The organism is Pannonibacter sp. Q-1 (assembly GCF_054073275.1).
In genome coordinates, this window is the sequence record NZ_JBSXNB010000003.1 from 85,571 (window position 1) to 99,778 (window position 14,208).

General features: G+C 62.6%; 9 protein-coding genes. 3 read left to right on the plus strand and 6 right to left on the minus strand.

The window, feature by feature from the left end:
* Positions 1-101: 101 nt before the first annotated feature.
* Positions 102-2,582: an ATP-dependent helicase gene (locus tag ACVNHC_RS08380; RefSeq protein WP_457166970.1), complete on the minus strand. Its 2,481-nt coding sequence runs from the start codon at positions 2,580-2,582 to the stop codon at positions 102-104.
* A 377-nt stretch (positions 2,583-2,959) separates the two neighbouring features.
* On the opposite strand from ACVNHC_RS08380, the gene ACVNHC_RS08385 reads away from it, so the two are divergent.
* Positions 2,960-3,541 (plus strand): trypco2 family protein, encoded by a 582-nt coding sequence (locus tag ACVNHC_RS08385; protein ID WP_058899353.1) that lies wholly within the window; start codon positions 2,960-2,962, stop codon positions 3,539-3,541.
* Positions 3,542-3,613: 72 nt separating this feature from the next.
* On the plus strand, positions 3,614-5,485 hold the full coding sequence (locus ACVNHC_RS08390; protein ID WP_457166971.1) for a S1 family peptidase: 1,872 nt from the start codon (positions 3,614-3,616) through the stop codon (positions 5,483-5,485).
* A 155-nt stretch (positions 5,486-5,640) separates the two neighbouring features.
* Here ACVNHC_RS08390 and ligA read toward each other — a convergent pair whose 3' ends face one another.
* Entirely contained in the window at positions 5,641-7,800 is a 2,160-nt protein-coding gene (gene ligA / locus ACVNHC_RS08395) for an NAD-dependent DNA ligase LigA (RefSeq protein ID WP_457166972.1), read from the minus strand.
* Between the two features lie 202 nt (positions 7,801-8,002).
* Between ligA and ACVNHC_RS08400 the strand changes: the two genes are divergently transcribed.
* A complete protein-coding gene (locus ACVNHC_RS08400; protein WP_050474234.1) occupies positions 8,003-8,236 on the plus strand; it encodes a hypothetical protein in 234 nt (77 codons plus the stop codon).
* 93 nt (positions 8,237-8,329) lie between these two features.
* Here the strand turns inward: ACVNHC_RS08400 and recN are convergent, their stop codons facing one another.
* The 4 genes from recN to ftsZ all read right to left on the minus strand — a co-directional run bounded on the left by recN (position 8,330) and on the right by ftsZ (position 14,121).
* Entirely contained in the window at positions 8,330-10,000 is a 1,671-nt protein-coding gene (gene recN / locus ACVNHC_RS08405) for a DNA repair protein RecN (RefSeq protein WP_457166973.1), read from the minus strand.
* Between the two features lie 36 nt (positions 10,001-10,036).
* On the minus strand, positions 10,037-10,888 hold the full coding sequence (locus tag ACVNHC_RS08410) for an outer membrane protein assembly factor BamD (RefSeq protein WP_094463249.1): 852 nt from the start codon (positions 10,886-10,888) through the stop codon (positions 10,037-10,039).
* Positions 10,889-11,107: 219 nt separating this feature from the next.
* The gene (gene lpxC / locus ACVNHC_RS08415; protein ID WP_457166974.1) at positions 11,108-12,061 is read right to left on the minus strand and encodes a UDP-3-O-acyl-N-acetylglucosamine deacetylase; all 954 of its coding nucleotides are present in this window, start codon (positions 12,059-12,061) and stop codon (positions 11,108-11,110) included.
* Positions 12,062-12,321: 260 nt separating this feature from the next.
* Positions 12,322-14,121 (minus strand): cell division protein FtsZ, encoded by a 1,800-nt coding sequence (gene ftsZ / locus ACVNHC_RS08420; protein WP_457166975.1) that lies wholly within the window; start codon positions 14,119-14,121, stop codon positions 12,322-12,324.
* Between the last annotated feature and the right edge of the window lie 87 nt (positions 14,122-14,208).

The window sequence follows — 14,208 nt, forward strand, 5'->3', positions numbered from 1 at the left end:
AGGCCAGCGCATGACAGGGCGCTGGCCTTTTTTCTGCTGATCCGGCGTACGGCGCCTGATCCACGACAAGGCGCGATTCGCCGGCATCGAAAGACTTGGCGTCAATGCCGCTCGACGAAACTGTCGATCACCCGCTTCTCGCCGGCCTTCTCGAAGTCGATGGTCAGCTTGTTGCCCTCGATGGCCCGGATCGCGCCATAGCCGAACTTGATGTGGAACACCCGTTCACCGATCTCGAACTCCGAGGGCTTGTCCGCCACGGAGCGGGCCACAAGCGCGCCCTCGATGGTCAGCGGGCCTTGCGCGCGGCTGCGGGCAGAGCGCATGTCGCCACGCCGCCCGTAATCCTCGCCGCCCGCCCGCGCCTTCTGCGCCCGCTGCCAGCCCGGCGTCGAATAGGTGTTCTGGAAGGCATCACGGCTGTCGAAGCGTGACACGCCGTAGCTGCCGCCCCCGCCATAGCCACCGCCGCTGTAGCCGCCATAACGGCTGGAGCTTTCGACCACCTCCACATGATCCTCCGGCAGCTCATCGAGAAACCGCGAGGGAATGCTCGACTGCCAGGAGCCATGGATGCGCCGGTTGGAGGCGAACCAGATCTTCGCCCGCTGCCGTGCCCGGGTGATTCCCACATAGGCAAGCCGCCGCTCTTCCTCCAGCCCGGCCCGGCCGCCGTCGTCCAGTGCCCGCTGATGCGGGAAGAGCCCCTCTTCCCAGCCCGGCAGGAACACCGTGTCGAACTCAAGCCCCTTGGCCGAATGCAGCGTCATGATCGAGACGGCATCGGCAGCGTCGGCCGAATCCCGGTCCATGACGAGGGCGATATGCTCGAGGAACCCCGGCAGGGATTCGAACTCTTCCATGGAACGGATGAGTTCCTTGAGGTTGTCGAGCCGGCCCGGCGCCTCGGCGGACTTGTCCTGCCGCCACATGGCCGTGTAGCCGCTCTCGTCCAGAATGATTTCCGCCAGTTCGGAATGCTTGACGCGGGTGAGCTGCGCTCGCCAGCGGTCGAGATCCGCCAGCAGATCCGTGAGCGCCTTGCGCGCCTTGGGCTTGATTTCTTCCGTGCGGCACAGCTGCGTTGCCGCCTCGATCAGCGGAATGCGCTGCGCCCGGGCCAGTTCATGCACGATCTTCAGCGTCGCCTCGCCAAGGCCGCGCTTGGGCGTATTGACGATGCGCTCGAACGCCAGATCATCGGCCGGCTGCACCACACAGCGGAAATAGGCCATGGCATCGCGGATCTCGAGCCGCTCGTAGAAGCGCGGGCCGCCGATGACCCGGTAATTCAGCCCCAGCGTGATGAAGCGGTCTTCAAACTCACGCATCTGGAAGGACGCGCGCACCAGAATGGCGATCTGGTTAAGCGAATGCCCCTTGCCTTGCAGAGCCTCAATTTCATCGCCGATGGAGCGGGCTTCTTCCTCCGAATCCCAGGCGGAAGCGACCGTCACCGGTTCGGCCTCCGGGTCCTTGTCGTCGGTGAAGAGCGTCTTGCCCAGCCGCCCCTCGTTATGAGCGATCAGATGCGAGGCCGCGCCGAGAATATGCGCCGTGGAGCGGTAGTTCCGCTCCAGCCGGATGACGAGCGCGCCGGGAAAATCGTGCTCGAAGCGCAGGATGTTGTCCACCTCCGCCCCGCGCCAGCCGTAGATCGACTGGTCGTCGTCACCCACGCAGCAGATATTGGCATTGCCCTGCGCCAGCAGCCGCAGCCACAGATACTGGGCGACGTTGGTGTCCTGATACTCATCCACCAGCATGTAGCGGAAGCGGCGCTGGAAATCCTTCAGCACATCCGGCTGGGTCTTGAACAGGGTGATGCAGTGAAGCAGCAGGTCGCCGAAGTCCGCCGCATTGAGCACGGACAGCCGGTCCTGATATTCCTCGTAAAGCTTGCGCCCCTTGCCATTGCCGAAGGAGCGCGCCTCGCCTTCCGGAATGTCCTTCGGCGTCAGGCCACGGTTCTTCCAGCTGTCCACCTGCGCGGCAAACATGCGCGCGGTCCAGCGCTTTTCATCCAGCCCCTCGGCCTGGATCACCTGTTTCATCAGGCGCAGCTGATCGTCGGTGTCGAGGATGGTGAAGCTGCTCTTGAGGCCCACCAGCTCCGCATGGCGGCGCAGGATCTTCACGCAGATGGAGTGGAACGTGCCGAGCCACGCCATGCCCTCCACGCCCTCGCCCACGTAACGGGCGATACGCTCCTTCATCTCGCGCGCCGCCTTGTTGGTGAAGGTCACCGCAAGGATCTGCGAGGGATAGGCCCGGCCGCTTGCCAGAATATGCGCGATGCGGGTGGTCAGAACCCGCGTTTTGCCGGTGCCAGCTCCTGCCAGCACCAGAACCGGCCCGTCGGCGCTTTCGACTGCCAGCCGCTGTTCCGGGTTGAGCCCTTCGAAATATTCCGGCGCCCCGCCCTGCTGGCCAGCCCCCTGCCGCGCCGCCAGAGCCCGCGCCGCAATGCCGCCGCCCTGCGGCCTGTGGGCCGCAACAGGCGCAGATCCCGGCCCAAACCCGGCATCATACTCAGCGTCAATATCGCTCCAGTCGTCGGAAAAACCGGGAGGCACAGTCATTCATCCAGCCAGGGTTCGGGTGCATTTCATGGAGAACAATATAGCAACAATCGCGGCAAGAGCGAGGCTTTGAGGGGAATATAATGGGGGAAAGGGTGCCTCATCAGAGGCCCGCTCAAACCTGTCGCCCTTCCAAGGCCGCCGAAATGCTGGGCCGTCTTACGCTTGGATTGCAACAAATCTTATCGAGACGCTGCAGTCTTGCGTAGCCGGAATCAAGGCGGCAGAGGAACGTTCTGTTCCTCAAAAGTCATAAAAGCCTGCTGCATCAGATATTTGGTCACCTTGCAATCAAAAGGTTGCAAAAATTATGTACCACAATTAAATTCTGATAACTTTACGGAAGATTGGCACTCTAACCGGCATGGAGGAAGCCCATGCAAAAATTCAGAGCCTTTCGGATGGCCATTTGTCTTGCTATGGCTCTCGCAACAGTGCCAACAGGTGTTCTGCATGCGCAGGAACAGACTGGCGTCGTCCTAAATCGACTGCTAGCCGATACTCGCGATACACTGATCCGGGTGAAGCGTGACACCGACGGCACACTGAAGCTGAAACAAGCAACCTTGCAGTTGCAAACCAGCCTGCAAAGTGAAGCAAGTGGCAAGATCAAGCTCGTCGTCGTCTCTTTCGGCAGTTCTGTTGCCAGCGAGGCTGTACAGACCCTGAAGCTGGTGCTTGCACCACCCGGCGATGGCGACACCACAAAGGTGTCCTCAACCTCTGACGGCCTCGCTGAGGCAATTCTCGCCGGCTACACCGCAAGCCTTGGTGCGCGCAACGCCACGCCGCCCCTGCACCTGAAAGAACTGCAAACCAAGGTAAAATTCGTCGTCAAGGCAGAGGCAGGCGCAAGCGGTGGCCTAGTGTTCTTACCCGTTACTGTCGATCTGGCGGGCAAAGTTGCCTCCAGTAACATTCAGGAGATCGATCTGGTCTTCTGCGTTGATCGCTGCTGAGCAAAGGAACCGCATCGACAGGCCTGCACTGACGGTAACGGGCAACAACCGCAGCATGCATGGAGGGCAACCATGAATGTTACCACCAGTTTAAAGCCGAACTGCGACCATTGTGCAAAGACTGACCTGCGGCACCGGTTCGCTCTAGCCGCAACCTTCTTCCTGACACTCGCATTTTTCTGCCAACCTGTAGCAGTGAAGGCCCAGCCAGCCTGTGGCACAGAACTAGGATTAGACTTCGGCCATCCGCAACTGGGCCAAAGTGAATGGCGGGATCTTGCCCATGCCTTGCTGAGAGTGGAGAACGGCACCAGTAATGGCACAGGCCATGGCACAGCCTTCCTAATCGACAATAAACGTGGAATTTACCTCACTGCCGCCCATGTAGTCGAGGTGATTGAAGCCGGAGAGATGTCAGCCAACGGCCGTGCCCCGCTTGCCGGGCGCAATCCTATGCTGGCCAGAGACCCGCTGCCGCTCCGTGTCCTTGCCAAAGTCATGACAGAAGCACCGCAGGGCCAACTTCACCCCTTGCATGAGGACTTTGCAGTTCTGCAACTCATCGATCCGACACCAGTTACTAGCATCACGCCGTTCGAACTGGCATTCGAGCGGCCGGGCCGCAGCACTGGTTTCAGATTCTACGGCTATGGCCTGTCGAATTCGCAGGACTTGACACCACGAGCTTCTGCTGTGCCACAAAATTTCGATCCCCATTCGCCAGCTCCCTTGTACCGGCTCGCTGGTGAAGTGCGCGAAGGCGATAGTGGAGCTCCGGTCTTTGATGACAAAGGTATCGTCTACGGCATTGTCATGGGAGCGCAAGGACACAACTTCGCGCTGTTCCATCCTCTGCAGCTCTATCTCGAGCATCTGTTCGCCCTGCAGCCGCCCCCCGGCGATGACAGGCTCGATACGACCGCCTTCGCCGAGCAAAGCTTGGAGCAGCGCCGCAGCAGCCTGACCCTAATGCTCGACGCACGCCCACGCTCCAATCGCATCACTAACATAGCTCTGGTAAACTTCATCGCTGAACTGGATCGCACGGGCAGGCTGCTGGAGATCCCGGCGGAACTAATTGACTGTCCGCTCTACTATGCAGTCAGCGAAAGAATGATCACCCAGCACGCATTGCCGCTACTGAATCATCGCGTCCGCATCAAGTACACCAACCTGTCCCCGGCGATGACTGTGCAACAAGCACTACGTCAGGCACAGATCCTGGAGCAGAGTGGAGAGATAGCCGAAGCATCAGCCTATTTTACCGTAGCCGCTGAAGCCGCTAGCGCCCAGGTGGCTGCGATCGCCAGCAGGCCAACCGGACAGAAGGCGCTTTTCGCATCGATCGGCCGTGCCAAAGCATCCACAGATTCAACCACCGGCTGGCTGGCCTCCGACGGAGCGGGCACACCGGTTGAGTACTTAACGCTGCTGGAAGACACTATGTCTAGCCTCAATGTACCCGCCGGAACGCCAAACCTGGCAATTGCCCAACTAGATTCACGTCGGCTGACTGGATATGGTTCCGACAGCTTTGCAGTCAGTCTCCACGACTATTCACTGGCGTTGGCTGGTCAAGCGCGCATGGCGCAACAACTGCAACTGAACGAGTTCGACAGCACCGCTTCGGCGGCTTTACGGGCCGCGACACTGTCAGCGGCAGTGGCGCATAATCCAAACTGGCAAACCCGTGCCCTCGACACGCTGGCCACAAATGCTCTCACCTTTGACCAGCCAGACCTTGCCAGCCGCGCCTTCGCAGAGTTATGGGCACGCGGCATCAAGAACAAGGCCGTGCAGCAAGGCTTCGAAAACAGTACCGCACTAGCGCCTGCATCGCCCAACCGGTCTCTGACCATCCGGCAGGCCACAGGATTGAGGCCTATCGACATGCTTGGCCTGTCGAGTGGCCGGGTAGCACTGGAACGGCCGGGTGGAAGCTGAAGAAATAGCAGGCCAACCAGCTAAGCCGCAGGTCCATCACTTTCGAGCAAAATTTGACACAGAAGGGCCGACGCAGCTCCGCCCCAGAGAACAGAACTGGATGGCACGTGGAGTAAATGCCGCTGGCGCGAAGCTTGGGCCTTCGATGATCTCACTCACCCGCCAACCAGATCGAACCAGCCGTCTTCCGTGATCACCTCAATGCCCAGATCCTGGGCCGTCTTGAGCTTGGAGCCGGCGCCGGGGCCGGCCACCACGAGATCGGTCTTTTTCGAGACAGAGCCGGCCACCTTGGCGCCCAGCCGTTCGGCCATGGCTTTTGCCTCGTCGCGGGTCATGCGCTCCAAGGAGCCGGTGAAGACGACGGTCTTGCCCGCAACCGGCGAGCCATCGGCGCTGATCTTCTCGGCGTCCTGCGGCGTCACTTCGGCCAGAAGTGCGGCAAGTGCCTCCCGGTTATGGTCTTCCCCGAAGAACTGCACCACCGCCTCGGCCACGGTTTCGCCGATGCCGTCGATGGCGTTGAGTTCGGCCCAGGCTTCGCTGCTGCGGTCCTGCGCAGCTTCCATGGCAGCGGAGAAGGCGGAGAAGGAGCCATAGGCGCGGGCGAGAAGCTTGGCGTTGCCCTCGCCCACATGACGGATGCCGAGCGCGAAGATGAAGCGGTTGAGATCAATGCGGCGGCGGGCGTTGATCGCCTCGAACAGGTTCTTCGCTGATACGGCGCCCCAGCCTTCGCGGTTGCGCAGCTTGGTCAGCGCCTGCTTGTCACGCGCTTCCAGCGTGAAGATCTCCGCCGGGCTGCGCACCAGCCCTTCGGCGAAGAAGGCGTCGACCTGCTTGTCGCCAAGCCCCTCGATGTCAAAGGCGTTGCGGGAGACGAAGTGCTTCAGCTTTTCGGAAGCCTGCGCCGGACAGATGAGGCCGCCGGTACAGCGGCGCACGGCATCCGGGCGGCCGGTCTTCGCATTGATCTCCCGCACCGCGTGGCTGCCGCAGGCGGGGCATACGTCCGGGAAAGCAAAGGGCACGGCATCCGCCGGGCGGCGCTCCAGATCCACCGCAATCACCTGCGGGATCACGTCGCCCGCGCGCTGGATCTGCACCGTGTCACCGATGCGCAGGTCCACGCCGCCGCGGATCGGCTCGCCATCGGTGCCGATGCCCTTGATGTAATCCTCGTTGTGCAGCGTTGCGTTGGAGACGACCACACCGCCCACCGTCACCGGCTCAAGCTTGGCGACCGGCGTCAGGGCGCCGGTGCGGCCGACCTGGATCTCGATATCCCGCAGGATCGTATAGGCCTTCTCGGCCGGGAACTTATGCGCAATCGCCCAGCGGGGCGAGCGGGAGACGAAGCCGAGCCGCTGCTGCAGGTCCAGCCGGTCCACCTTGTAGACGACCCCGTCAATGTCATAGCCAAGGCTGGCGCGGTCTTCCTCAATGCCGTGATAGACGGCCAGAAGCTCCTCGACGCTGGAGCAGCGGACCATGCGCGGGTTGATGGCAAAGCCCCAGTCGCCGAAACGGCGCACCATGTCAAACTGAGTGTCACAGGGCACCTCGCTCATCTGCCCCCAGGCATAGGCAAAGAAGCGCAAGGGGCGCGAGGCGGTGATCTCCGGGTTGAGCTGGCGCAGCGAGCCGGCCGCCGCATTGCGCGGATTGGCGAAGACCTTGCCGCCGTTGCCGGCCATGCGCGCATTCAGCGCCGCAAAGTCGGCATGGGACATGTAGACTTCGCCGCGCACCTCCACCACCTCCGGCACACCGGCAGGCAGTTCATGCGGGATATCGGCGATGGTGCGGGCATTGGCGGTCACGTTCTCACCCACCGAGCCATCACCACGGGTGGCGGCGCTGACGAGGACGCCCTTCTCGTAGCGCAGCGACAGGGACAGCCCGTCAATCTTCGGTTCGGCCGTGACAGTAAGCTCGCCCATCAGCGGATCGAACTTCAGGAAGCGGCGGACGCGGCCGACGAAATCGCGCACATCCTCATCGGCAAAGGCATTGTCGAGGGAAAGCATCGGCACCGCATGGGTGACCTTGCCGAAGCCATCGGCCGGCGCAGCCCCCACCCGTTCGGACGGGCTGTCCGAGCGCATCAGCTCCGGAAAGCGGGCCTCAATGGCGGCGTTGCGCTGGCGCAGGGCATCATAATCCGCATCGGAAATGACCGGCGCATCCTCGCCGTGATAGCGCGCATCGTGGAAGGCGATCTCACCGGCAAGCCGCTGCAATTCGGCTGCGGCCTGCTCGAGCGTCAGGGCCTCGACGGCGGTGTTGGCGTTGGAGCTGTCAGTCCCGGTCATGGCTGTCATCCGCAATGCAGCGGTCCGGCCTCAGCCGCAGGACCGCAAAAAAATCAGAGCCGGGACGGAACCGGAAGCAGGGCTGCCGAGTTCTTCTCCCGAACAGACCAGCCAAGCCCCACGGGGGTCTGAGTGGTCTGAAGGCCGGATGCGTCAGCATCGCAGCGCCTTGGTATTAAAGCCAGAAGAAGGAGAGGCCAAGATGCCCGCAGACAACAATTCAGCAAAGCTTCGTCCCGGTAGCAATGCAGGTTGGTTTGTGGCAGGCGCCCTCGCCGTGGCTCTGGTCGGCGTCGCGCTTTATGCGGCGGAAGGCGGTTTCGCCAAGCAGGACAAGGCCGTGATCGAGCTGAATATCCCGAATGTGGGTGATGGCAAGATCGAGCTGCCCAAGCCTCAGGAAGGCCCGATGACAACGCCGACGACGCGGGAGTAATCCCCGTACAAGGCAGAGACAAGACACTCCAAGTCAGGTGAAATCCCCCCGCACCTGACCGTCATGGCCCACGCTCCACGCAAGCCCCCCAACTCAGCCCGGAGCGTGGGCCATGAGCTTTTCAGCCGCCGCACGGGCTTCATCGGTGATGACGCTGCCAGCCAGCATCCGGGCGATTTCCTCACGCCGGTGCGCATCATCAATCGGGGTGATGCGGGTCGCCACCCGGTCCTCGGCGACCGCTTCCTTCGAAATCAGGAAATGACCATTGGCGCGGGCCGCCACTTGCGGCGCATGCGTCACCGTCAGCACCTGTACGGAGCGGGCAAGCCGCGCCAGACGCAGGCCAATCGCCTCGGCAACGGCACCGCCCACGCCCGTATCAATCTCGTCGAACACCAGCGCCGGAACGGAACCGCTGTCCGCCAGGGACACCTTGAGCGCCAGCAGAAAGCGGGACAGTTCGCCGCCTGAGGCAACCTTCATCATCGGGCCGGGGCGCGTGCCGGGGTTGGTCTGCACCCAGAATTCCACCGTATCGACGCCGCTTGCCGACCGGTTCTCCGGGTCACTGGTCATCTCGACGATGAAGCGCGCCCGCTCCAGCTTCAGGGCCGGAAGCTCGGCAGCAACAGCTGCCTCCAGCGCACGGGCCGCCGTGGCACGGCGGGCGGAAAGATTTGCCGCGAGGCCATCAAAGGCCTTGCGCGCCGTTTCAGCGGCCGCCGCCAGCGCGTCCAGCTTCTCTTCGCCTGCATCCAGATCATTGAGGTCTGCCACCATTTTCTGGCGCAGGGCCGGCAACTCATCCACCTGAACGGAGAACTTGCGGGCCGCAGCGCGCAGGGCAAACAGCCGCTCCTCGGCAGATTCCAGTTCGCGCGGATCAAAATCCGTCTCGCGGATGGCAGCTTCGAGACCCGAACGGGCTTCCTCGAGGTTGTCGAGAGCCGTTGCCAGCGCCGCCACCGGGCTTGAGAGCAGCTTCGGTGCCTGATCGGCCTTGCGCTCCAGACGGCGCAGCAGACTGGACAATTCCGGGATTGGCGACGCGCCGCCGTTCAGCGTTTCATAAGCCTCGTTGAGATCGGTGGCGATCTTTTCCACCTGCATCATCTCGGCCCGGCGCAGCGCCAGCGCCTCTTCCTCGCCCTGCTTCGGGTCGAGGGTCTTCAACTCATCGACGGCGGAGCGCAGAAAATCGGCTTCGCGGCGGGCAGCCTCAATGCGGGCCTTGTGGTCGCGCAGTGCCTTCTCCGCCTTGCGATAGGCTGAAAAGGCCGCTTCCACCGCCGTCAGTTCGCCCTGCAGCACGCCAAAGGCATCCAGCAGCAGGCGGTGGCTTTCGGGATCCACGAGCGCCCGCTCGTCATGCTGGCCATGCACCTCGACCAGCATCTGCCCCGCCTGCCGGAGCAAACCGACGCTGACGGGCTGGTCGTTGATGAAGGCCCGGCTGCGGCCATCGGCCGTCTGGATGCGGCGCAGGATGACATCGCCATCGTCGGGCACGTCGTTTTCGCGCAGCAAAGCGCGAACGGGATGGGCGCCCGCAACATCGAAGACGGCGACCACCTGCCCCTGCGCCTCGCCGTGGCGCACAAGCCCGGCATCGCCCCGCCCGCCAAGGGCAAGGGTCAGCGCGTCGAGAAGGATGGACTTGCCCGCACCGGTTTCACCGGTCAGCACAGTCATGCCGCCGGAAAACTCGATGTCGAGCCGGTCGATGAGGACGATATCGCGAATGGACAGCGTCGCCAGCATGTAAAATTGCCCCGCCCTGATGACCCGGAATCCGGATCAGAACACACTCACCCCCTGGAAGGCGCGGCTGATCCAGCTCGACTTGTTCTCGGAGGGCTCATATCCGCCCTTCTGCAACAGCGAGAAAGCGTCCTTGTACCACTGGCTGTCAGGATAATTGTGACCGAGGATGGCCGCAGCGGTCTGCGCCTCGTTCACCACACCCAGCGCGTAATAGCCTTCGGTCAGACGGAAGAGGGCTTCCTCGACGTGGCGGGTGGTCTGATAATTGATCACAACCGTCTTGAAGCGGTTGATCGCCGCGATGTAGTTGCGCCGCTCCAGATAGTAGCGGCCAACCTGCATTTCCTTGCCCGCCAGCTGATCTTCCGCCATCAGCAGCTTGGCCTTGGCGTCCGGCGTGTACTCGCTGTTGGGATAGCGCTGGATCAGTTCGCTGAAGGTCTGTGCCGCCTGCTCGGTGATCTTCTGGTCGCGGGTGATGTCCGGGATCTGGCGCTGATAGGACTGGCCCTTCAGATACAGCGCATAGGCCGCATCTTCACTGCCCGGATAGAGCGTGATGAAGCGGTCGGCTGCATTGATCGTCTCGGCGTAGCGGCCCAGCGAGAAATTGATGTAGGCAAGGTTGATCAGCGACTTCCGGGCGTACTCGGAATAGGGGTAGGTCTTGTCGACCTCGGAAAACTTCTTGCCGGCATCGCTCAGGCGGCCTGCATTGCGCAACGCAAGGCCCTCGTTGAACAGCACTTCGGCCGGGGTATCGTCCAGCGCCAGGTCGTCATCGTCCTTGGATGCGCAAGCCGACAGGGTCAGTGCACATACCAGCATGATCGAGCCAAGAAGGGCAGTCTTTCTGCCGGAACGCTTGCCAGCCTCTGTTGCCATGTTTCGCAGCACGCCTCACCACTCCTTGCCCGAGTTATGCATGAGCCCCCTGCCCAGGGGCCACAGTCCGGTTACCAAACACGTTCCACGCTAAGGCTTTTAGCGGAACCGGACGGCATTCGTCACGCCGTGTGTCGTCTTTTTTGAGCTTTTTTGTGACCGTAGACAAAGAGCGGGCGCCTCTCGGGCGCCCTCACTCGAATGACTTGTGCAAAAAACTCAGGAAACCTCAGGGCCGAAGGCCGCAGCCGCCAGGCCGGAACGCTCGACATTGCCATGTTCGCGCCAAGCCGGAGCCTCGACAATTTCGAACACATCCTGCCCGGTCTTGCTGAACAGTTCAGCCAGAATAGCCACATTCATGCGGTGACCGGCCTTGTAGGAGCGGTAGAGGCCGAGAATCGGCAGCCCGGCCAGTGCCAGATCACCAACCGCATCCAGCGTCTTGTGACGGACGAATTCGTCAGCCCAGCGGGTGCCTTCCGGGTTCAGCACCCGGCCGTCGGCAACGGCGACGGAATTCTCCAGCGACGACCCACGGGCAAAGCCCATCGCCCACAGCTTCTCGACTTCCTTGACCTGCCCGAAGGTGCGGGCGCGCGACACTTCCTTGCGGAACACATCCGGGGTCATGTCGCTGGCAAAGGTCTGACGGCCGATCAGCGGCGTCTCGAATTCGATGGTCACCTCGAAACGGGTGCCGGAATAGGGCAGAAGCTCGCACCAGGCGCCATTCTGCTCAAAGCGGACCGGCTTCTTGATTCGCAGATAGCGGCGGCCGCGGTCGAGGCGCTTCAGGCCCACCTGGTCGATGGCTTCCACGAAGGCGGCCGCGCTGCCGTCCATGATCGGCATTTCCGGGCCGTCCATTTCGACGATGACATTGTCAACGCCGAGGCCGCGCAGGGCAGCCATCAGATGCTCGACCGTGGACACGCCATTGCGGGCAGGATCAGCCATCACGGTGCAAAGCGCCGTCGCCGTCACATGATCCCAGCGGCCCGGAATGTCCGTCTGCAGATCGTCGCTCACGTCCGTGCGGTGGAAGACGATGCCCGTTCCAGCATCTGCGGGCAGAAGGGTCACCGAGGCCGGCGTGCCCGAATGGACGCCAATGCCTGTCAGTGTCACCTGATCCGCCACAGTGGTCTGGAAATCAAGACGGTTGGTCATTCGGGTCTGCCTATGCCGGTGCCACGGTCGGAGTGTCATTCCGAAAACTGAAATGACTTTAGCTACCGTGCGTTAACGCTTCTGGAACTGGCAGCACAATAGCCCCGGAGAGGCCAAGTCCGAAATAAAGCTTTATTACGGTTTGTAACGCGAATTACGGCATCAACATATTGAATTCGCTACGGAACCCTCCAGACACAAGGAAACGGCCTGACACATTCCGTGTCAGGCCGTCCAAGGGAAGAAGGGTCAGGGGAGACTCAGTTCGACTGACGGCGCAGGAACGCCGGAATCTCGAGCTGGTCTTCCTCGCTGTGCACCTGCGGACGCGCCGGAGCGCGGCCCTGCATGTCGAGCTGACCGGCAGCACCGGCCGGGCGGCCCTGCTGGGCGGGAGCCATCTGCGGCATGCGCGGAGCCGGACGCATCTGCGGCTGGGGAGCGGCAGCCGGAGCACGCGGGGTCATGACGGGAGCAGCCTCATGCGCGGCATGCTCTTCATGATCTTCGCGGCGGGACAGACCGCTGGCCAGACGGCGCAGCAGACCCATCGGACGGCGGTCATCGCCATGCTCTTCCATGTCGAGCGCGGGCGCTGCCATTGGCTGCGGCGCGGGAGCGTGAGCCGCCGGGGCAACAGCTTCGGGGCGCTGCGGCTGACGGGCCATCAGCTCACGCTGGGCGATCGGCGGGAAGTCTTCCACGCGCGGCATGCGCGGGGCAGCCATCGGCTGTTCGGCCGCCGGGGTCTCGAACGGAACCGCGGCCTGGACCGGCTGCTGAACCATCGGCTGCAGCGGAGCTGCCGGCATTTCGGCCTGGACCGGAGCGGGGATTACGGCTTCGGCTGCGGGACGAAAGGATTTGGCTTCCACAGCCTCGCTCACCTGAGCGGACGGAGCCGGCTCGTTGATCGCCAGTTCACGCTCAAGGCTGGCCAGAGCGCGGGAAGCTGCATCCTGCTGGAAGCTGGTCACGGCCGGACGCTCAACGGGACGCTCGGGCTGACGCGGAGCGGTGTTGATGACCGGACGGGCGACAGGCTCGGTCTTCGGTGCCGGAATGGCATCGAATTCACCGTTTCCCATCAGCAGTTCCTTGTCGATGCCGGTGGCGACGACGGAAACGCGGATGATGCCATCCATGCTTTCATCGAAGGTTGCACCCAGGATGATGTTGGCGTCAGCGTCCACTTCCTCGCGGATGCGGGTGGCTGCTTCATCAACCTCGAACAGGGTCAGATCGTTACCGCCCGTGATCGAGATGAGCAGGCCCTTTGCGCCCTTCATCGAGGTCTCGTCGAGCAGCGGATTGGCAATGGCCGCTTCGGCTGCCTGCTGGGCGCGGTTCTCGCCCGATGCCTCGCCGGTGCCCATCATCGCCTTGCCCATGCCGCGCATGATCGAGCGCACGTCGGCAAAGTCGAGGTTGATGAGACCTTCCTTGACCATCAGGTCGGTGATGCAGGCCACGCCCGAATAGAGCACCTGGTCAGCCATCGCGAAAGCGTCGGCGAAGGTGGTCTGGGCATTGGCGATGCGGAACAGGTTCTGGTTCGGAATGACGATCAGAGTATCGACATTGCGCTGCAGTTCCTGGATGCCGGCTTCGGCGATGCGCATGCGGCGCGCACCTTCGAACTGGAACGGTTTGGTCACCACACCTACCGTCAGTATACCCTGGGCGCGAGCCGCCCGGGCAATGACGGGGGCAGCGCCCGTACCGGTGCCACCGCCCATGCCGGCGGTAATGAACACCATGTGCGAGCCGGACAGGTGGTCATTGATTTCGTCGATGACCTCTTCGGCAGCAGCGCTGCCGACTTCCGGCTGGGAGCCGGCGCCGAGGCCTTCGGTCACAGCCACGCCCATCTGGATCAGGCGTTCTGCGTGGTTCATGGCAAGAGCCTGCGCATCCGTGTTGGCTACGACAAAGTCGCAGCCCTGCAGGCCGGCCGTGATCATGTTATTGACGGCGTTTCCGCCCGCGCCGCCGACGCCGAAAACCGTGATCCGCGGCTTCAGCTCCTGAATGTCGGGCATCTTCAGGTTGATGGTCATTCTATCCTCGCGACCCTAAAGGAGCACCCGGTTCTCGGGGGCTCCGCATTCTTCCCTTTGAAGTTCGCCGTTTCCGGCAGTTTCCCC